The 19573-nt window shown below is 62.5% G+C and carries 20 protein-coding genes and 1 tRNA gene; 9 read left to right on the top strand and 12 right to left on the bottom strand.

What is annotated here, in order from left to right; genetic code table 11:
• Positions 1-69: 69 nt before the first annotated feature.
• The gene (locus ABD919_RS06290; RefSeq protein ID WP_345234830.1) at positions 70-1230 is read right to left on the bottom strand and encodes a hypothetical protein; all 1161 of its coding nucleotides are present in this window, start codon (positions 1228-1230) and stop codon (positions 70-72) included.
• A 40-nt stretch (positions 1231-1270) separates the two neighbouring features.
• Between ABD919_RS06290 and ABD919_RS06285 the strand changes: the two genes are divergently transcribed.
• Positions 1271-1903, top strand: a complete 633-nt coding sequence (locus tag ABD919_RS06285; protein ID WP_345234828.1) for a DUF4230 domain-containing protein — start codon at positions 1271-1273, stop codon at positions 1901-1903.
• 172 nt (positions 1904-2075) lie between these two features.
• Here the strand turns inward: ABD919_RS06285 and ABD919_RS06280 are convergent, their stop codons facing one another.
• Positions 2076-2579: a regulatory protein RecX gene (locus tag ABD919_RS06280; RefSeq protein ID WP_345234826.1), complete on the bottom strand. Its 504-nt coding sequence runs from the start codon at positions 2577-2579 to the stop codon at positions 2076-2078.
• Positions 2580-2717: 138 nt separating this feature from the next.
• Here ABD919_RS06280 and ABD919_RS06275 point away from each other — a divergent pair, with 138 nt between their 5' ends.
• Positions 2718-3638, top strand: coding sequence for a DMT family transporter (locus ABD919_RS06275; RefSeq protein WP_345234824.1), 921 nt, complete (start codon positions 2718-2720; stop codon positions 3636-3638).
• Positions 3639-3741: 103 nt separating this feature from the next.
• Positions 3742-6387, top strand: a complete 2646-nt coding sequence (locus tag ABD919_RS06270) for a DUF5686 and carboxypeptidase regulatory-like domain-containing protein (RefSeq protein WP_345234822.1) — start codon at positions 3742-3744, stop codon at positions 6385-6387.
• A gap of 87 nt (positions 6388-6474) precedes the next feature.
• Here ABD919_RS06270 and ABD919_RS06265 read toward each other — a convergent pair whose 3' ends face one another.
• Positions 6475-6738: a DUF4834 domain-containing protein gene (locus tag ABD919_RS06265; protein WP_345234820.1), complete on the bottom strand. Its 264-nt coding sequence runs from the start codon at positions 6736-6738 to the stop codon at positions 6475-6477.
• Between the two features lie 143 nt (positions 6739-6881).
• Positions 6882-7313 carry a hypothetical protein gene (locus tag ABD919_RS06260; protein ID WP_345234818.1) on the bottom strand — a complete coding sequence of 144 codons (432 nt, stop codon included), beginning with the start codon at positions 7311-7313 and terminating at the stop codon, positions 6882-6884.
• 138 nt (positions 7314-7451) lie between these two features.
• On the opposite strand from ABD919_RS06260, the gene ABD919_RS06255 reads away from it, so the two are divergent.
• The 3 genes from ABD919_RS06255 (at position 7452) to ABD919_RS06245 (ending at position 8365) form a co-directional block, all read left to right on the top strand.
• A tRNA-Thr gene (locus ABD919_RS06255) sits at positions 7452-7527 on the top strand.
• A 155-nt stretch (positions 7528-7682) separates the two neighbouring features.
• A complete protein-coding gene (locus tag ABD919_RS06250) occupies positions 7683-7997 on the top strand; it encodes a hypothetical protein (RefSeq protein ID WP_345234816.1) in 315 nt (104 codons plus the stop codon).
• Positions 7970-8365, top strand: coding sequence for a hypothetical protein (locus ABD919_RS06245; RefSeq protein WP_345234814.1), 396 nt, complete (start codon positions 7970-7972; stop codon positions 8363-8365). The genes ABD919_RS06250 and ABD919_RS06245 overlap by 28 nt, the downstream gene beginning before the upstream one ends.
• Positions 8366-8456: 91 nt before the next feature.
• On the opposite strand, the gene ABD919_RS06240 is transcribed toward ABD919_RS06245, so the two are convergent.
• Both ABD919_RS06240 and ABD919_RS06235 read right to left on the bottom strand, forming a co-directional pair.
• Positions 8457-9236: a hypothetical protein gene (locus ABD919_RS06240; protein WP_345234809.1), complete on the bottom strand. Its 780-nt coding sequence runs from the start codon at positions 9234-9236 to the stop codon at positions 8457-8459.
• Between the two features lie 366 nt (positions 9237-9602).
• Positions 9603-9917, bottom strand: coding sequence for a hypothetical protein (locus ABD919_RS06235; RefSeq protein ID WP_345234807.1), 315 nt, complete (start codon positions 9915-9917; stop codon positions 9603-9605).
• A gap of 325 nt (positions 9918-10242) precedes the next feature.
• Between ABD919_RS06235 and ABD919_RS06230 the strand changes: the two genes are divergently transcribed.
• Together ABD919_RS06230 and ABD919_RS06225 are read left to right on the top strand one after the other, a co-directional pair.
• Positions 10243-10905, top strand: coding sequence for a C40 family peptidase (locus tag ABD919_RS06230; RefSeq protein ID WP_345234805.1), 663 nt, complete (start codon positions 10243-10245; stop codon positions 10903-10905).
• Between the two features lie 264 nt (positions 10906-11169).
• Complete coding sequence (locus ABD919_RS06225; protein WP_345234803.1) at positions 11170-11517, top strand: hypothetical protein; 348 nt, start codon at positions 11170-11172, stop codon at positions 11515-11517.
• Positions 11518-11604: 87 nt separating this feature from the next.
• Here ABD919_RS06225 and ABD919_RS06220 read toward each other — a convergent pair whose 3' ends face one another.
• The 3 genes from ABD919_RS06220 to ABD919_RS06210 all read right to left on the bottom strand — a co-directional run bounded on the left by ABD919_RS06220 (position 11605) and on the right by ABD919_RS06210 (position 16326).
• Positions 11605-12714, bottom strand: a complete 1110-nt coding sequence (locus ABD919_RS06220; protein ID WP_345234802.1) for a TonB family protein — start codon at positions 12712-12714, stop codon at positions 11605-11607.
• Positions 12715-12751: 37 nt separating this feature from the next.
• On the bottom strand, positions 12752-15262 hold the full coding sequence (locus tag ABD919_RS06215) for a penicillin acylase family protein (RefSeq protein WP_345234800.1): 2511 nt from the start codon (positions 15260-15262) through the stop codon (positions 12752-12754).
• Between the two features lie 251 nt (positions 15263-15513).
• Positions 15514-16326: a septal ring lytic transglycosylase RlpA family protein gene (locus ABD919_RS06210; RefSeq protein ID WP_345234798.1), complete on the bottom strand. Its 813-nt coding sequence runs from the start codon at positions 16324-16326 to the stop codon at positions 15514-15516.
• A gap of 419 nt (positions 16327-16745) precedes the next feature.
• On the opposite strand from ABD919_RS06210, the gene ABD919_RS06205 reads away from it, so the two are divergent.
• Positions 16746-17663: a DUF72 domain-containing protein gene (locus tag ABD919_RS06205; protein ID WP_345234796.1), complete on the top strand. Its 918-nt coding sequence runs from the start codon at positions 16746-16748 to the stop codon at positions 17661-17663.
• 261 nt (positions 17664-17924) lie between these two features.
• On the opposite strand, the gene ABD919_RS06200 is transcribed toward ABD919_RS06205, so the two are convergent.
• From ABD919_RS06200 to ABD919_RS06190, 3 genes are all read right to left on the bottom strand, one after another.
• Positions 17925-18497, bottom strand: a complete 573-nt coding sequence (locus ABD919_RS06200; RefSeq protein WP_345234794.1) for an arylesterase — start codon at positions 18495-18497, stop codon at positions 17925-17927.
• A gap of 114 nt (positions 18498-18611) precedes the next feature.
• Positions 18612-18914, bottom strand: a complete 303-nt coding sequence (locus ABD919_RS06195; protein ID WP_345234792.1) for a DUF4286 family protein — start codon at positions 18912-18914, stop codon at positions 18612-18614.
• Positions 18915-19016: 102 nt separating this feature from the next.
• On the bottom strand, positions 19017-19457 hold the full coding sequence (locus ABD919_RS06190) for a DUF6526 family protein (protein ID WP_345234790.1): 441 nt from the start codon (positions 19455-19457) through the stop codon (positions 19017-19019).
• Positions 19458-19573 lie beyond the last annotated feature (116 nt).

The raw sequence follows: 19573 nt of genomic DNA, 5'->3' as shown, positions 1-19573 counted from the left end.
GCCCTGACCACCCCCGTTCCAGCCTGCGGCTGAAACATCCCCTCCTTGGTAAGGAGGGGAGCTTTATGCTTAGCCTTCCTTTCCCTGCAGGCTGGCCATTAGCTTCAGCGAGGCCAGCACAAACACTACCGACAGCACCGGAGCCAGAAAGCGCACGTCCCAGTCATCGACAGTGAGCATGACAATGGCCGCCTGCAGCAGGAACACGCCGGCCAGAAACATCCGCGCCGGGCGCCAGATACTACGAAGGCGCGTAGCCCGCGCCGCCAGCCAGTAGGCCGGCCACAGCACCAGCACGCCCAGCGCGCGGTGGGCCAGGGAGTAGTGCGGCTTGAGGTAGCTGATAAACACGAACAGCTTGCCCAGCATGAGCTTGCCCAGGTACACCGGGTTGTGAGCCGCGAAATACAGCACCCGCACCACCGGGCCGGTGCCGGGCGGCGGCATGTCCAGCGGGGTAGCCGCCTGCACCTTCCACAGCTCGGAGCGGAATATCAGCTCGCCGCGCTGGTAGGTGTCCATGAGGTAGTAGGTTTCCAGCTGGTGGTTGAGGGCCTGCCAGAGCAGGGGCGCGGCCAGCACCAGCAGGAGCAGCGCGGCCCGCCAGGCCCGGCGGTTGCGCTGCCGGCGCAGGGCGTCGAGGCCGGCCAGGCCAGCAGCCAGCCCCACCAGGAAGCCGTTGGGCCGGGCCAGGGCCGTGAGCAGCAGCAACAGCAGCAGCAGAGCCCAGTCGCGCCCGCTGCCCCGTCGCATGCGGGTAAAGGCCCAGAACGACAACGCCACCAGGCTGATAAACAAGGATTCGGTGAGCAGGAAGACGTTGAACACCTGAATGTCGGGCCAGGCAATGAACAGCAGGGTAGCCAGCGCGGCAGCTCCCGGCCGGCCGGGCGTGAGCCGCCGCACGCCGGCGTACAGCGCCCGGGTGGCCAGGCCTGCTATGGCCATCTGCCCCGCCACGATGCCCCACCAGCCCAGGCCCAGCTTCAGCCACAGGCTCTGGAACAGCGGGTAGAGCACGTAGCGCAGGTTGTGGCCGGGCTCGAAGTAGCCGCGCTCGGCAATGCCGGCGGCATATTGCAGGTAGCGGGCGCTGTCGTTGGCGAAGTGCGGCCCCTGCTGCCGCCACAGAAACCAGGCCTGCGCCAGCACCCACAGTCCAGCTAAAAAGTAGCCGTGCCGCGGCCATAGTTGGCGGGCGAACGTAGGAATGGATGGGGGCCAGTGCATGCGGCTGCAAAGCTAGCCCGCCCCGTACCTTGCCACGCCTATGAACCTTGCCCGCCTTATCCGCCGCCTGCTGCCACTGCTCTTCCTGCTGGGACTGGGCTGGTTTCTGTGGCGCAAAATCGGCTCCACCCTCAGCAGCATCAACCCGCTGGCCGGCGAGCCGCAGGTAACCGTAACCCACAACACGGTGCTCACCCAGGTGGAAAGCCTGGGCCGCCTGGAGCTGGTGCGCTACCGCTTCAAGGACGTGGTGGAGTACAAGCGCCGCGCCTACCGCTTCCTGCCCGAGTCCAAGGCCGCGCTCATCGTGGGCGGCCAGGCCATCGGCTGCCTCGACCTGCGCAAGCTGCGCCCCCAGGACGTGGTGCTGGAAGGCGACACCCTCGTCCGCGTCTTCCTGCCTCCACCCGAGCTGTGCACCTTCCAGATTGACCACAGCCAAAGCCGCGTCTTCAGCACCGAGAACGGCCTGCTGCAAGATGCCAAGCTGGTGGATGAAGGCTACCGCTACGCCGAAGCCCAGGTGCGCCGCGCTGCCCTGCAATCGGGCATCCTGGCCCAGACCCAGCGCAACGCCGAGCAAATCCTGGCTCCCATGCTGCGTACCCTCACGGGGCGGCAGGTGGTGCTGGCCCAGCGCATGGAGGGGCCAACTCAGGCGCCGAAGCGGTAGTAGACAAACCCAGGAAAACAAGAACGTCATGCTGAGCAAAAAAGAACGTCATGCTGAGCTTGTCGAAGCATCTTGTCCGCGGCAGTAATTCCCTCTCGATTGGGTTTACTCTCGTGGTAGAGATGCTTCGCTCCGCTCAGCATGACGTTCTTTTTCTTTCCTGTCGCACTTCCTACTCCTCGTCCTCCCCCGCCTGACCCAGCTCATCCAGGGCCATTTTAATCAAGTCCTGCTCGTAGCCTTTGCCGGTCAGGAACACCGAAATCTTCTGGCGGCGGGCCCTGGGGTTTTTCTCTTTTTCCTGGCGGTCTTTCTTTTCCAGTAGGTCGAGCAGGTTCTGGTAGTACTCATCGCCGTCAATCTCCTTCATGCCGGCTTTGATGCAGAACTCGCTGATGCCTTTCTGCTTCAGCTCCTGCACGATGCGGCGGCGGCCCCACTTCTTGTGGCGGTAGTGCCCGCGCACAAAGGCCTTGGCAAACCGCTCCTCGTCCAGCAGCTTCTCGCGGCTGAGGCGGATGATGATTTCGCCGGCTTCGTCTTCGTCCAGGCCATACGACTTCAGCTTCTGCTCTACCTCCTTCTGGGTCCGCTCCTGGTAGGCACAGAAAGCCGCAATCTTCTGCAGGGCCTCGCCGGGCGTGTACTGCTTGGGGGTTTTATCAGACTTAAACATTTCGAAGGTGAATGAGCAATTATCGCTGAGTAATAAACAATGTTTCGGCCACTTCGTTACCCCTGCCGGGAGCGGCGGCCCAACATTTATGCTGAAATTTCAGCCAGTTCTCCTTCACGCCCGCTTGCCTGCGCTTACTTGAAAGTTGACCTCACGCCCGGTATTCGCCAGATGCTGCTGAGCACGCTGCTCTTCGCAGCCATGAATGCCTGCGTGAAGCAGCTGGCCCACCTGCCGGCCATGGAAATCATCTTTTTCCGGTCCATCTTTTCCATCGTGGCCAGCTATGTCTCGCTGCGGCAGCAGGGCGTGGCGCCGTTTGGGCACAACTACCGCCTGCTCATCAGCCGGGGCAGCACCGGAGCCATTGCCCTGATGTGCTACTTTTTGTCTTTGCAGCACCTGCCGCTGGCCACCGCCGTCACGGTGCAGTACCTGGCGCCCATCTTCACCGCCGTGCTGGGCATCTGGCTGGTACGGGAGGCGGTGCGCCCCTGGCAGTGGCTGTTTTTTGGGTTGAGCTTTGGCGGCGTGCTGCTGGTGCAGCAGGGCAGCCCGGCGGTAGGCCGGTTAGCAAGCCTGCCGCCTTCCTCGGGGCTGCTGTATCTGGCCATCGGCGTACTGGGGGCCTTTGTATCGGGACTAAGCTACAACGCCATCCGGCGGCTGCGGGGGCGCGAGCACCCCCTGGTTATTGTCTTTTACTTCCCTTTGATTTCGCTGCCGCTGTCGGCCGTGGCCTGCCTGTTCAGCTGGCACTGGCCCCAGGGCTGGGACTGGCTGTGGCTGCTGGGCTGCGGCATATTCACCCAGGGTGCCCAGCTCACCATGACGCGGGCCTATCAGCTGGAGCGCCTGAGCCGGGTGGCGCCGCTCAACTACCTGGGCATGTTTTATGCCCTGGGGCTGGGGTATCTGTTCTTTGCCGAAGCCTTCGGGCTGCTGGCTTACCTGGGCATGGCGCTGGTGCTGCTGGGCGTAGGCCTCAACGCCTGGTACACCAACCGGCTAGACCAGCGGGCAGCCACGGTCCCGCCGGCCGAAGAGGTGGTGGCCTGAGCTACACTGCCATTCCCCGTCAGTAAGCAACCTTTACATTGCTCGTTGCATCAGTCGCCGGGCTGCCTTTACTTTTCCGCTAGCGGCCACCACTCTTCAGCTTATGCCCTTGTCCCTGTTACGCCTGGCTCCGTTACTTTTTCTGCTCAGCCTGTTACCGTTTTCCAGCCAGGCCGGCATCATCAAGGGAACCGTGCGTGGGGCTAACAGCGAAGGGCTGGCCTTTGCCAACGTGGCCGTGCGCGGCAGCGCCACCAGCACCGGCTCCAACGAGCAGGGCCAGTACCAGCTGCGTCTGCCGGCCGGCCGCTACGAGCTGGTGTTTCAGTACGTGGGCTACCGGCCCCAGCTGGAAGCCGTGCGCGTGCTGGGCGGCGACTCCACCACCACGCTCAACGTGAGCCTGCAGCCCGAGGCCTACAACCTGGGCGAGGTGCTGGTGCGCTCCTCCGACCGCGACCCGGCCTACGCCATCATTCAGCAGGCCCAGCAGTGGCGCGCCTACCACAAGCGCGAAGTGGCGGCTTTCCGGGCCCGCATCTACATCAAAAGCCTGGCCCGCCTCACCGACACGCCCAGCAAGATTCTGGGCCTGTTCAAGGCCGGCCCCGACCTGAAGCCGGGCATCTTCTACCTCTCCGAGTCTTTGTCCGACATCTCCTTCACCCAGCCCGACGTGGTGAAGGAGCGCATGATATCGAGCCGGGTGAGCGGCGACGCCAAGGGCATCAGCTTCAACCGGGCCAGCGCCGGGCGCAACCTGATTTTCTACAACAATGTGCTCAAGAGCGGCTTCTCGGAGCGCGGCTTCGTGTCGCCCATTGCCTCCAACGCCATGCTTTTCTACCGGTACGAGCTGGTGGGCAGCACCCGGCAGGACGGCGAGCTGGTGCACAAAATCCGGGTGGTGCCGCGGCGGCGCAGCGACCCCGTGTTTTCGGGCTTTATCTATATCGTGGACGGCTCCTGGCGCATTCACTCCGTAGACCTGGGCCTGGACAAGAACGCCCAGCTCGACTACCTCGACGAGCTGCACATCTCCCAGATTTACGCCCCTGCTCCCGGCCAGCCGCACGTGTGGCTGATACAGTCGCAGAAGCTCACCCTGAGCTTTTCCGCTCTGGGCTTTAAAGGCTCGGGTTACCTTACGGCCGCGTTTACGAACTACGCGAACGTAGTGCCCACCTACCCCACTCCGCCCGAGCCTAAGGCGGCCCCCGTGGTGGCCGAGGCCAAGGAAGATGCGCCCGTGGCTCAGGAAACCGCGGCCCAAATCCGCAAGCGCAAGCCCGACCTGAGCGGGCTCAACAAGCAGGTGCGCAAGCAGGTGAAAAAGGCCGTGCGCGACTCGGTGAAGAACGACCCGTTTGCCCGCATGCCCAAAGGTCAGATTCAGCTGGTGGAAAAAGGCGTGAACGAGCGGGACTCGGCCTACTGGAACGAGGTGCGCCCCATCCCGCTCACCGAGGAGGAGCAGAAAGACTACCACGTGAAGGACAGCACCGAGGTGCTGCGCAACTCCCGCCCCTACCAGGACTCGCTCGACCGCATCCGCAACCAGTTTGAGCCCATCAAGCTGCTGGTGGGCGGCTACACCCGCAGCAACACCTTCCGCAAGCGCAGCGCCACCATCCTGCCCATTGCCCAGATTGTGCAGTACAACACCGTGGAAGGCGTGGTGGTAAATGCCCAGGCGGTGCTGACCCAGCGTACCGAAGACCGCCGCTTTTTCTCCCTCACGCCCACCCTGCGCTACGGCTTCAGCAGCCAGGAGCTCAACCCCAGCCTGGCCTTCAACTGGCAGCTGCACCCCCAGAAGCTCAAGCAGCTCAGCCTGGTAGCGGGCCGCACCGTCGAGAACTTCGACCGCAACTCCCAGCTCACGCCGGCCATTAACACGCTCTACACGCTGTACGTGAACCAGAACTTCGCCAAGCTTTACCGCCGCGACGGCATGGAGCTGAGCTACCTCACCGAGCCGGTAAATGGCCTGAACCTGCGCGGCTTCCTGGGCTTTGCCGACCGGGTGGAGCTGCGGAATAGCACCACCGACCTCATCTACGACGTGAAAGGGCGGCCCTTCACCTCCAACCGGCCCGTCAGTGCCGAGCTGCCCAACACCGGCTTTGGCGTGAGCCGGGCCCTCACCGTGGGTTTGTACATCGACTACAAGCCCGGGCAGAAGTTCATCACCCGGCCCAACGGCAAGTATAACCTGGGCTCCAAGTGGCCCACCTTCAACGTGCAGGGCCGGCACGGCATCCGGGGCGTGCTCGGGGCCGACGTGCGCTACACGCTTTTGCAAGCCGGGCTGCGCCACAGCGTGAAGCTGGGCCTGCTGGGCACCAGCAACTACCGCGTGGCTGTGGGCGGCTTCGTGGGGGCCCAGGAAGGCATGACGTTTATCGACTACCGCCACTTCTCGGGCAACCGCACCGTGCTGACGGGTAACTTCAGCGAGTTTCAGCTACTCGACTACTACCGCTACAGCACCAACAGCTCGTACCTGGAAGCCCACTACGACCACCATTTCAACGGCTTCATCCTCAACAAATTCCCCGTCATACGCCGCCTGAAATGGCAGGAAGTGGCTTCGCTGAACTACCTGCGCACCCCCACCGCCGGCCATTACCTGGAGCTCGGCGCCGGCATCGAGCACATCTTTAAAGTCATCCGCGTCGACTTCTACACCGCCCTGCAAAGCGGCGAAAAGCTGGGTACCGGCTTTCGGCTGGGGTATGGGTTTTAGGGCTTAGGGATTAGGGATTAGAAGCTAGTAACTAAGTTTCAGTACCTAATACCTAATGCCTAATGCCTAATACCTAATACCTAATACCTACTTCACTTCCTCAAAGTCGACGTACTCGCCGCCCTTGAATTCGGTGGGCTTGTCCTGGCCCGGCTGCGGGGGGACGTAGTCGACGCGCACCTGCCCGTGGGCGGGTGGCGGGCCCGGCTGAGGCTGGGGCTGAGGCGGCACCACAAAGCCGCCGTTACGCATCTGCTTGCGCACAAAGGCCTGCAGGGCCCAGCGCATCACGATGGGCAGTACGTAGCGAACCAGGAAAAATATGATGAGGAGGGCGAGCCAGAAACGCATAGTCGAGGGGGTGGAAATGCCGCCGCAAGGTACGACAGCTATAAATGACGGACTTCGCAGCAACATACTTTAGCCGCCCCCGGTGCCCCGGTTACAGCACGCCCTGCCGCCGCCGGCCAGTTGCTTTCCTCTCCCTGGGCTGACTACCGCTGCGCCCGGGCCACAATTCCGGCCACCAGGCCGCCCACCGTGTACCAGGCCACGGTCATGAGCTGCGTTTGGGGCGTGCGGTTGCTGGGAGCCTCCCCCAGCCCCAGGGGGCCGGGGAGCAGCACGCCGCCCACGCCGGCTGCCAACCCCAGGGCTACCCCGCGTGCCACGGCATTGCGGCCGCTGCCCACCAGGCTGTAGTACAGTCCGTTCGATACAATATCGCCGGCCATGGTCAGGCCAAACAGCGTGTCGTCGTCGGGCTGCGGGGCCTCGGCCCGGGCCAGTATCTTACGCAGGGCGCGCATGCCCAGCACGTCCATGCGGGGCGCATCGGCGGGGCGCAGGCGGCGTGCGGTTTCGTGCAGGGCGGTGAGGGCTACGGCGCCGGCCAGGCCAGCGGTCAGGGAAGGCAGGAGTTTCATAGGAAAAGCAGAAAGGACAGAGGTAAAACGCAGCCCCTGCGGCATGGTTGCTAAATTTTTCCGGGCCGCAGGTTGCGTTGCTTTCCACCGCCTTGCTATCTTTGTCATCCCGGGCCGGAATTGCCGGCCGGGAAATCAGCCTTCTTAGCTCAGTTGGTAGAGCAGCTCATTCGTAATGAGCAGGTCGCAGGTTCGAGTCCCGTAGAAGGCTCCACAAGTACAGCAAGCCCCGAAGTCGCTTTCTTTCCGGAAAGCAGCTTCGGGGCTTCTGCTTGTAAACGCCATCAGCTGGCAGCGCTGCCTACCTTTGGGGCCATAAAACCTGCTTCACCTGGCAATGCCCACGGAAGCATAGCTCCTCCCTCACCCATGCCTGCCTTTTCTGCGCCGCCCGCTGATGCTACCAAGAAGTGCCCGCACTGCGGGCAATGGACCCGCTGGCAACAGCAGCCCACCGACCGGTGCGAGCACTGCGGGCAGGTGCTGGAGCCTTACCGGGCTGCCAGCGACGAGGAGCGCCGGAAGCTGGAAGAGAAGCAGGACTACAACCCCATTCTCATCGAAATACAGCCCGACGACAGCGCCGTCGTCCGGTTTTTTAAGCACATCATCCGGGGTGGGCAAATGGCGTTTGCCGCGCTGGTGGCCTTTGTGGTATGGCTGGTGACCGTGATAGCCGGCTAAGCTGGCCCCGGGAGCTGCGCCACCCGCTGTTCCTGGGGGGCGCAGTGCTCTACGGGCTGCTGTTGCTCAACCGGCGCGTGCTGCACTATTACGTCCCGCCGCTGGTCAGGTCCTACCTGGCCGATGTGCTGGCCCTGCCGCTGATACTGTCGCTGGCCCTGGCCTTTATGCGCCGTGTTTACTTTCGCGATGCCCGCTTCTGCCTGCCCCTGAGCTGGGTGGCCAGCACCGGGCTGGTCCTGGCAGTGTGGTTTGAGGGGGTACTGCCGTGGTGGCGCCCGGGCACAACCACTGCCGACCCCTGGGATGCCGTGGCTTATGCGCTGGGTGGCCTGCTGTTCTGGCGCTGGCTAAACCAGCCGGCCTGAAGACTACATGAGGCCTAGCCGCAAGAGCGCAAAAAAGCCCCGCTTCCAGTAGAAGCGGGGCCTTTCCTGTGCTTAGCCCGAAGGCCAGGCGCTATTCAATGCTGCGGTAGTCGTCGCCCGAGCGGTAGCTGTCGGCCGAACGGCTGCTGCTGCCGCTCTGCGAGCTGCGGCTGCCTTCCGAAGTGCGGCTGCCGTAGTCGCTCGACGAGGCGCCGCCGTAGCTAGAGCCAGAGCCACTGGTGCGGCTGCGGTCGCTGCCCTGGTTGGTGCTGTTCTCAAACGAAGGCGAGGTGCTGCGGCCCGTAGCCGAGCTGCGGCGGCTGCTTTCCGGCGACTGGTAGCCATAGCCCGACTTGCGGCCGTAGCTGCTGCTGCCCTGGCGGCCATACACCGAAGGCGACGACTGCTCCGACTTGCCTTTGCGCAAAGCCAGCCAGCCCAGGCCAGCGGCCAGAATGGCGCCGCCTACCACTTTCTGCGTGGTGCTGAGGCTGCCAACGCGCGAGGCGGCACGGGAGCTCCAGTCTTTTACGTTCTGCGGCAGCTGGTTTACGCTGTCGAGCACGTGGGTGTCTTCAATCCATTTTTTGCTGCTTTCCAGGGCCGTGTTCAGGAAGTTGCCTTCGCTTTGCTGGTCTTCCTGGCCGCCTTGCTGACGGTCGGAGCCGCCCTGGGCGCCGGCGCTGCTGCGGGCCGAAGCGCCGCTGGTACCCTGGCCGCTGGCCGAAGCCGTTTTACGCTGCGAGCCGGTGGTAGAACCGGGAGTGCCGGCCGTAGCCTGGCCGGTAGTACTCGAGCTGGTAGTGGCGTTTTCTACGCGGATGTCGGAACCGGACATGGGCGTGCCGGACTGGTTTTGTTGATTATCCATGATGTGGAAAGGAATGAAGGTGGAAAGGAAAGGTAATGCCTGCGCAATGGGTAGGCTGCGCCGCCTTGTATTCGTAATTACCCCCGCGGTTGTTGCATTAAGCCAATATTATTTAGGCCGTCATGCTTAGCCAAGCGGGCACCAGAGCCTGACCTTCTTAATTCAGGACTTATGCGGTGTTGCTTCCTCTATTATGTTTCCCGCAATGTTCGCAGTGAAAAGCGCGCAGTGGACGAAGTGTTATTCTATCAATTTGAATAACCACTGCGTCCACTGCGTGAGACAGGTGCTGCAACAAAGTGGGTAAGTGCTGTTATGAACTCAAGCAGCTTTTAAAACCCGGTCTTTGAACCCAGGTCTTCAGACCTAATCATTGTTGCGCTCCTCCATTACGCGGCGGGCTTCTTCCCGCGCTTCTACCTCATACCGGTTGTTGAAATAGCCCACCCGGGCCGACTCCACGAGGTACTTCCAGAGGAAGGGGAAAAACCCATGCTCCCGGAACTGCCGGATGTGCACTCGTTCGTGCGCCAGCCACTCTGCGTCGGCTAGAAACTCCTGGCGGCTGGCCCCGCTCAGGTGCACGGTGCGGCCGATGACCATGGCTACCCGGCGGGTGCCGAGTACCACCCGGGCAATGCGGGCAAGGGGAGAATGCGTCCAGGTACGAGGGGCTTCCATAATAGCAATACTAGCACAAATTAAGGCGGCGCTTTTACGCATCGCCCTGGGGGGTGGTTGCAAGACAAAAGGAGATTTTACGCCTTTTTCCTTGTAAATATTAAAGAAGTTTAGCCTTTTTCTGACTAAAAGTGCAGGACTTTTAAAAAGTATGGTCTAGCTTTACCCAACGACTGCAGCTATAGCCTGCTAAAAAAGGTCGGTTTAACTTCATTTTTTCACCTTTTCCCAAGCTGCTCGCAGCCTCGCCTATCGCAGAAGAAATAGTACCCCGGCTCTTCCTCCTCACACCTGGAAACCGGATTTCTGCCCCTAACGACGGACAATGAAAAACAGCCTCCTGTATTGCCTCGCCGCTGCCTCGCTGGCCCTCTCCTTCTTCTTCGAACGCCCCGCCGATGCTTCGGCTATGGTTCGCGCCACTGCGGCGCCGGCCGTGGCCGAAGCATCGCTGTTTTCCGCGTTGCTCAACGAAGGTGAGCCGGGCTCTTCGCCCGCCAGCACCCCGGTTAATCCCGCCACTGCCGCCGCCCGCGACTCGCTCACCTACCACTACTACGCCCAAACCCTGGGCCTGCAGCTCGACTACGACGAGAACAAGGAGCTGCTGCGCTCCGTGACCGACTGGGTAGGCACGCCCTACAGCTACGGCAGCAACTCCCGCCGTGGCACCGACTGCTCGGGCTTTGTGACCCGGGTGTTTCAGGAGGTGTACGGCATCACGCTCAAGCGCAGCTCGCGCTCGATGTTCACCACCACCAAGCGGGTGCCTAAAGGCGAGATGCACACCGGCGACCTGGTGTTCTTCCGCCGCGGCAAAGGCCCCATCTACCACGTGGGCATTTACCTGAAAGACGGCAAGTTTGCCCACTCCGCCACCAACGGCGGCGTAATGGTAAGCTCGCTGCGCCAGGGCTACTACCGCAGCCACTTCTATGCCGCCGGCCGCGTAGTGGCTGCCGAGCAGGCCAACGACAGCGAAGAATAATTTTCCGCCCCCTCGCGTAATAAAGGCGCCCGGCTTTCGTAGCCGGGCGCCTTTTTTGGGTTGATGCAGAGAATGAGCCCTCAGGACAGGCGTAGGGAGGAGCGAGGCCAACTCCCTGCGTGCAAGCCCCCTGCCGCTAATACGCGGCAGTAGCCTCTCACTCCTTATATAAAGGAAAACACCCGGCCGCCAATACCGTAGAAGAGCCCACGGGCCGCTGGTCCTTCCACTACTACTCTTTCACTTCATTTCTCTTTACCGAACATGGAATCCAGTCAACTTGAAACGCAGCTCGAGAAAATTATGCCCGAGGACCTGGCGCGCACCTTCGAGAGCGCCTACCACGTGCTGCAGGGCAACCATGACCACATGGACGACCTGCTGCGCCACGGGGGCGTGCTGCTGCGCAAAGCCGCCCAGCGGCTCTCCCCCACCCAGATGGTAGTTGGCATTGCCGCCATTGCCGCCGTGGCCGTGGTTCTCATCAACCGCTCGATGGACGACGATGAGGGCGAAGCCCAGGATGTAAGCACCAAAGACCGTCCGAAGCTCAACCAGGGCCAGGCCCGGGGCGACCAGGGCAAGGACAAGGATAAAAAAGACGCCAAGTAGGCTTGCGCACTTCTACAAAAAAGCGGCCCCTGGAGGGGCCGCTTTTTTTGTGGCTTGCTCCTGCCCGGGCAAGGGCGGGCGGCAGGGCTAGTGCATCTCCACACCTATGGGCACCACGAGGCGCACCGCTACGGGGCGGCCGCGCTGGCTGCCGGGCACGAAGCGCGGCAGGCGCAGCGCCGCCGACAGCACGGCCTCATCGAATTCGGGGCTGATGCTTTTCACCATGGCGGGGCGGGTTACGCGCCCGTCGGGCTCCACCACGAAGCTCAGCTGCCCCTGCCCGGCCAGGGCCCGCTCGGGGTATTCGATGCGCTCCTGCAGCGCGGCCACAATGGCCTCGGTACTGCCTCCCCCTGGCAGCTCGGGCATTTTTTCTACCCGGCTGTAAATCTGGTTTTCGGGCACGGGCTCGGCTACGCCCGCCGGCGGGGGCGGGGGCTGAAACCACACGTTGACGGCCTGGTACATGGCCACGGGCTGGTCGTCGTAGCCCAGGGCGGGCGTCCAGCGGGGCATGCTGCGCACCAGCCGCAAGGCCTCATCGTCGCAGCTGGGGCAGAGCGAGCTCACCACTTCCGTGGCCCCAATCTGCCCATCGGCGCGCAGCACGAAGCGCACCGTGGTGCGGCCGCGCAGGTCGCGGGTCTTCACTTCGTTGGGCGTTTGCAGGTTTTTCTTGATGTAGGCTTCCAGGGCGGCGTCGCCCCCGGGAAACTGGGCCACGCGGCTCACCTCATTGCTCTGGAATACGTGGCGGGGAGAGTAGAACACCACCGGCACGGTAAGCAGCACGGCTACGGGTACGCCGTTGTAGCGGCCGGGCACGAGGCGGGGCAGGCGCTTTACGGCCGCCAGTGCGGCGGCGTCGCAGGCCGGGCTCAGGCTTTGCACCACGGCCGCCTGCCGGGCCACACCGCTCACGCCAATCACCATGCGCACAAACACGCGGCCTTCTACCCGGCCTTCGCGCACCTCGGCCGGCAGCTGCAGCTGGCGCTGAATGGTTTTCACCAAAGCCAGGTTGCCGCCCCCGCCAGGCAGCGCCGGCATCTGCTCCACGTAGCTGAACACGCGGGAGGTATCGGCCGGGTACTGGCTGTAGTACTGGGCAAGGGCAGGCTGGGCAAGCCAGGCCAGGAGCAGCGGCAGCCACAGGGCCCGGAGCGGGAACGGGAGCAAGGCGCGGGTTTTCATGCCGCAAATTTATTATCGGCCGCCGCTAGCGCGCCAGCTAGGGCTTCAACGCCAAGGCGCTGGGCACGCGCGGGTGTTTCTCGGCCGCCGAGCGCAGAAACACCAGCTCGTGCAGCTGCCCGGTGCGCCAGGTTTCCAGCATCTCGTCGTAGTAGGGCGAGCCGGGGTTGCCGCTTTGCCCGCCGGGGTACACGCCATAGCCCTGCACCTGCGGGCCCAGCGAGACCACCATGCGCCAGGAGGGGCCGTTGCGCTCGGAGGTGGCGTTCACGATGCCGGCCCCGCCGCCGCAGTCCACGTCCATGCGGCCAAAGCCGGGGAGCCGGGCCAGGTGCATGATGTCGGTGCTTTTCTGGCTGCCCCAGCGCCATTTGGAGCTGAAGGGCCCAAACTTGCGGGTGAGCGAGTCGGTGGCAAACTTCAGGCTGAGACGGGCCAGCTCGGGCAGGGTTTCGCGGTGCCCGGGGGTGCGGCGGTCGTCAATCCAGCGGCTGCTGTCTTCTTTCAGAATCAGGTTGTTGGTGCGGTCGCGGGCCGGGTAGCGCATTTCGCGCCCGGTGGCTTTCAGGCCGAAGTCGTCGTCCCAGATTCGCTTTACCAGGTCGCTGTACCACAAATCGAAGATGCTGGGTGCAATGGCATCGGCGTCGTACTGGTAGTTCCAGCTGCTCAGCTCTTTGCCCACCAGCCCATCGACAAGCCCGGAAGCGGATTCGCGGTTTGCAGCGCCGCCAGCCGCGGCCTTCCCTACTTGAGCCAGCGCGGGCTTCTGGCCTTGCGCCATCGTCACCAAAGCCAGCATGCGGGGCAGCATGAGCTGGGCGTTGAGGTTGAGGTTGTCGTTCTGCAGCAGGCGCAGGGAGTCGGGTGTGACGTGCGTCATCTGGTCGAGCCGCTGGTTGATGCGGTGCCCGCGCTCGTAGCTGGCGTAAATCCAGTTGAGGTAGTAGGGGTAGTCGGGGCCGGCCGAAAACTGGTTGGCTGAGCTCACGAAGCCCCGGGCGGGATTTTTCACGTGCGGGTTGTGCGCCGCCGGAATCCAGCCCTGCCAGTCGTAGGCCGGGTCGCTGCCGTCGAGAATGAACTTGCCCTGGTCGCGCCACTTCAGCGGGAAACGGCCGTTGGGCCAGATGGCAATGTCACGGTCGTTGCTGGCGAAGATGAAGTTCTGGGCCGGCGCGCCATAATAAGGCAGGGCCGCGGCGTAGTCCTGGTAGCTGCGGGCCCGGTTGAGCAGGTAGAAGGCCTTTACCTCGTTGGCGCCGTCGTGGGCCGTCCAGCGCATGGCGTGGGCGATGGGCGTCTGGGTGTTGAAAGGCTTCTCGGCGCGGTCGTACACCACGGGCCCGTGGTGGGTATATAATATGGTATCGAGGCGGTCGGGCCGGCCCCGCACCCGGATGCGCTCCACCACGCGGCGCAGCGGCTTCCAGCGGCCGTCGTGCCAGTACTCCCGCCGCGTATTGTCCTTAAACTTCAGCTCGTACCAGTCCATCACGTCGGCGGCCACGTTGGTTACGCCCCAGGCCACGCTTTCGTTGAAGCCGATGATGACCGAGGGCGCCCCCGGAATGGTCACGCCGTACACGTTCACGCCCGGCGCGCTAAGCTGCACCTGGTACCAGATGCTGGGCAGGTTCAGCTGCAGGTGGGGGTCGTTGGCCAGCAGCGGGTAGCCCGAGGCCGACTTCACCCCGCTTACGGCAAAGTTGTTGGACCCCAGCTCGGCATCGGGCTCGGTTTCGAGCACCTTGGCTGAGTACGCGGCAGTGAACGAAGGCGGCGTGGGGGGCGCCGGCAGGGGCTTGAAGTCGAGCGGCGTGCCCACGGGCACGATGGGGTCTTCGCGGCTGGGGTAGTCCGGGAACAGGTCCTTCACCACGGCCGCGCCGTACTTACCCAGGATGTTGCTCATGCGCAGGTCGTCGCTGCGCCCGCTCAAGTCCCAGGCCATAAGCTGCAGCAGCAGGGCGCACTTGAGGGGCTTCCAGGGCTCGGGGCGGTAGTCGAGCAGCTTGTACTCGAAAGGCAGGGTAGCGGGCGTAAGCTGGTTGATGTAGGCGTTTACGCCCTGGGAGTAGGCCTCCAGCACTCCCCGCGTGGCGGGGTCAGCCTGCATGGAGCGCAGCGAGTTGGCAGCGCCAAGGGGCAGGCCCATGCGGCGCTGAAACCGGTCGTACTCCAGGGCTTTGTCGCCTACAATCTCGGAGATGCGGCCGGCGGCTACGTGGGTCTGGAACTCCATCTGCCAGAGGCGGTCACGCGCGGTGAGGTAGCCCTGGGCGAAGTAGAGGTCGTGGTCGTTCTGGGCAAATACGTGGGGCACGCGGTGGTCGTCGAAGCGCACCGTCACGGGCTGCTGCAAGCCCGGCAGCTGCAGGCTTTCCTCGGCCGAAGCCGGGCTAACCGGCTCGGCATTGCGCCAGAAGCCGCGGTAAGGGCTCAGCAGCTTGCCAAAAGGAGGAGCGTCGCCGTGCTTGGTGTTCAGGGCCCAGGTCAGCGTGATGCTGAGGGCCAGCAGGAGCAAAGCTTTTATCCAGGAAAACATAGGCGCTACATCAAAGGCTGTTCGGCCTTAAATGTAGCGCAAAACGGCTAGCAGAAAGCGTGTTTCTGCTCAATAACTAAGGTATATCTGGTAGCCGGGGCTCCGGGAGCAACGAAAGACCTGACGCTAAGCAGGGCTTTATAGCAGTTTCGTGGTGGGTGTAGCGTGGACTCTGCGAGTCCGCGCGGTTGAACGTTCATTCGCGCGGACTCGCAGAGTCCACGCTACATATCCCTGACTCCGAAACCACGTTAAGTGCCGGGGATTTCGCGCACCAGGCCTCCTACGCCGTACACGCGCAGCCGTTTTCGCAGGGCTTCGGCCTCGGGGCGGCTGGCGAAGCTGCCCACCAGCACCCGGTTCAGCACACGGCCGTCGATGGTTTCCTGGCTCAGGTTTACGTCCAGCTTGTCGTCGAGCGACTCAATCCTGGCGAGCATGGCCTGGGCGTTGGCGGGGTCGGCAAAGGTGCCGGCCTGTACAATGAAGGTGGAAGCAACTGGCACAATCAGGGTGCCGGTTTTAGCAGGGGCTGCTACTGCGGGGCTGGGGGTGGGCTTGCTGGCCGTGGCGGCTGCGGCGGGCTCATCTTCAGCCGGAATGGTGTAGGTAGCGAAAGCGGCTTCGGGCTCGGGGTCGGCAGCCTGCAGCTGGGCCAGGTCGTCGGGCGCATCGGTGGGGCCCAGCGGGGTAGCTTCGGGCACTACCTCCGCAACAATGGTGATGGCACCCAGCCGGACGATGTCGAGGGGACGGGCGGCTACTTCGGCCAGGTCCAGAATGCGCTGGTGGCGGAAGGGGCCGCGGTCGGATACCCGCACCACCACGGCTTTGCCCGTGCGCGGGTTGGTTACCCGCAGCCGGGTGCCAAACGGCAGGGTGCGGTGCGCGCAGGTGTACTTAAAGCGGTTGAACCGCTCGCCGTTTGTAGTCCGGCGCCCCTGAAACTCACGGCCATACCACGAAGCCCGGCCACGCAGCACCGTTTTTACGGCACCTTTGGCAGCAGCAGATTTTACATTGCTGGGCTTGCCGGCCCGGGCAGGGGCAGCGAGGAAAGTCAACAGCAGAAATAGAAAAGTGGAAAGGACGGAAGTTGAGAAGCGACGAAATACAATCATGCGTAATGGGAGATGGTAAGCGAATCAAAATTACCGGCTCCCTTCCGGGCAAACCCAAAATGTCAAGGACTGCCTCTGTTCGAGACAGCCAAAAATTATCCTTTTTCAAGAAAACTTGCATTTAATTAATTCGCCATCCTCTCGGTTAACCTTTGCCCTGGTGCACGCTGAAGATATATTTTACCGAAATGGCTGTTGGCTATTGCGGGATTCGCAAAATAAGATTATGCGACGGATACAAAATTTTGGCATTGGGAACTCAACCTTGCCGAAAGGCTGGTTGCAAAACCGGGGTTTCTTTTGTAATGCTTAAAGCAGAACTTTAACCGACCCGTTTAGGTCCGGGGGCTGTAATTTCGTACATGGATTTTGGCCGTTTGCCCGACTTGCGCTACGTTGATTTTGGCCTCCCGCCCGACCACCCCGAAACGGCCCGGGTGCTGGCTCAGGCCCGCCCCTCGCAGCCTGCCCCTCCCCTGCTGCACGTGGGCTGTCCCATCTGGACTAACAAGGAATGGGTGGGCAGCTACTTCCCGGCCGGCATCAAAGAGCCCGACTATCTGCATTATTACGCTCAGCAGTTCAATAGCTTAGAGCTGAACACGACGCACTACCGCATTCCTGACGCGCCCACGGTGCGGCGCTGGCGGGCCGCAGTGGGACCGGACTTTAAGTTCTGCCCCAAGCTGCCGCGCAGCATCAGCCACGAGCGGGAGCTGTTTCAGGCCGACGACCTGGTAACGACTTTCAGCCGGGCCATTGAGGAGCTGCAGGACAACCTGGGCTGGGCTTTTCTGCAGCTGCCGCCGCACTTCGGGCCCGAGCACCTGCCGCGGCTGGAGCGCTTCCTGCTCGACTTTCCCGCCTCGGTGCCGCTGGCCGTGGAGCTGCGCCACCCCCGCTGGTTTGCCGACAAGGGCCTGAGCGACGCCGTGTATGCCACGCTGGAAGCCCTGAACAAAACCCTGGTGATAACCGACGTGGCCGGCCGGCGCGACGTGCTGCCCATGCGCCTGACCACGCCGGTGGCTTTCATTCGCTTCAACGGCCACGGCCTGCACTCCACCGACTACCAGCGGGCCGATGCCTGGGCCCAGCGCCTGGCCCAGTGGGTGGCCCAGGGCCTGCACCACATCTACATTTTCATTCACCAGAAAGACGTGCGCCACGCCCCGGTATGGACTACCCATTTCCTAAACCGCATGCGCGAGCTCACGGGCATTAAGGTGGCGCCGCCGTTTATCATCCCCCAGGTGGTGCAGGGGAATTTGTTTGGGTAGGCAGTGAGCAGTGAGCAGTGAGCAGTGAGCAGTGAGCAGTGAGCAGAAAATAACGTGTCATTGCGAACGCAGTGAAGCAACCGAAGGTCGGCGTAGCCAATCCGTCCTCTGGCGCTCATAAACCAGGTAGCCCCGGACCTAAAAAGCCCCAATGCCATTGCTGGCATTGGGGCTTTTCACATTACATGGCCAGTCGCTTGGAGAGGACGGGTTGCTTCACTACGTTCGCAATGACAGAGGCCGCATGCCTCTCCCCTACAGCTACAGGAGTGGCTGAAGCACCTGCCAGACGTTTTCGGCCAGCACTTTCTGGCCGGCGGCGTTGGGGTGCACGCCGTCGGGCAGGTTGAGGTCGCGGCGGCCGAGCACGCCTTGCAGGAGGAAGGGCACGAAGGCCACGCTGTTTTTCTCAGCCAGGGTGCGGAACAGGGCTTTGAACTCGGTGGCGTAGTGGCCCAGCTTGTGCAGGCCCAGCGGGCCCAGGTCGAAGGGAAACTCCAGGCCGGCCAGCACCAGCTGGGCCTGGGGAAACTGGCGCTTCACCTCCGTGATGATGTACTGCAGGTTGTGAGTGGTTTCGCGCACGGGAATACCGCGCAGGCCGTCGTTGGCGCCCAGGGCCAGCACAAACACGTCGACGGGCTGCCGGGCCAGCACGGCCGCCAGCCGCTGCCGCCCGCCGGCGCTGGTTTCGCCGCTGATGCCGTAGTTGAATGCTTTATAAGGAAGCTGCCGCTCGTCGATGCGCTGCTGAATAAGGGCCGGAAAGCTCTCGCTGGCCCGCAGGCCATAGCCCGCGGTAAGGCTGTCGCCGAAGAAAATGATGTTTTTCATGCTTCAGTAGAACAGCGCCGCACTGCCAATGGTGCCGGATACTAATAATTAGAGGTTCATGATTAACGCCGTTCTGATGGGCTGGAACGAGCATTAATCATTAACCTCTATTCATTAGTCCATTACTTCCAGCACGGTGCGGAACGACATGTACTTACCGGCAAAGCGGGCTTCCATGGAGGCGCGCAGCTCGGGGGCACAGAGGTTCTGGTATTGTTCCAGCTGGTCGAGGCTGAGGCAGTAGTACTGGGCGGCGTAGGTAATGCCGTCGTCTTCCTCATTCAGCAGGCGGCAGAGCTGGCTTTTCAGGAAAAAGCCGGTTTCCATCACCTCGGGCATGTGGGTTTCGCGCATAAACTCCAGCCACTCATCGGCTACTTCGGGGTCGATGCTGCTGGTTACGTTGTAGAGTATCATATCCTTGGTTGTCAGTTGTTGGTTGTCAGCTGCCAGTATCGTTCCGGATGCAATTGTTAGAACGACCTGACAACTGACAACCAACAACTGACAACTATAAAATCATACCCGCAGCGGGTCAAACTGAAAGTCGTTAATACGGCTTTGGATGTCCTTGGGGCTGAGTTTTTCGCGGGCTGCGGCCTGGGCCAGGGCCGGCAGCTCGGCATCGCCGGCCAGGCGCAGACTGATGATTTGCTTGAGCGTGAGCTGATTCTCGAGGGTAGCGAAGCGCTGGCCGGTGAGCTCAAAATAGCGCTGCCGCACCTCCAGCCGGATAATACGGTCCTGCAGGCCCAGGGCGTAGTGCTGGCGCAGGGCATAAAGCGCCAGAAACACGACGATGCCCAGCACCATGGCCGTAAACCACAGGCGCGAGATATCGGAGTCGTCGCCGGCCACCTCCACGTAGCGCCGAATGGCATAGCCCATGATAATCAGGCCGGCGGGCAGGAGCACGAAGTGGTGCAGGGGGTAGAATTTCGCAGGGTTTTTGGTGGCCATGGGTTGTTTGATGTGCTGATTTTTGATGGGTTAATGTGCTGATTTTTGGTAGGCTGATGCTCTGTAGAGGATTTGCTGATGCAATGGCGACTCGACGCATCCACTTTAGAGCTAGA

Source organism: Hymenobacter saemangeumensis (genome assembly GCF_039541835.1).
In the GTDB taxonomy this organism is placed as follows: domain Bacteria; phylum Bacteroidota; class Bacteroidia; order Cytophagales; family Hymenobacteraceae; genus Hymenobacter; species Hymenobacter saemangeumensis.
The sequence above is the reverse complement of the archived record's forward strand: the minus strand, read 5'-3'. Positions and strand labels throughout refer to the sequence as shown.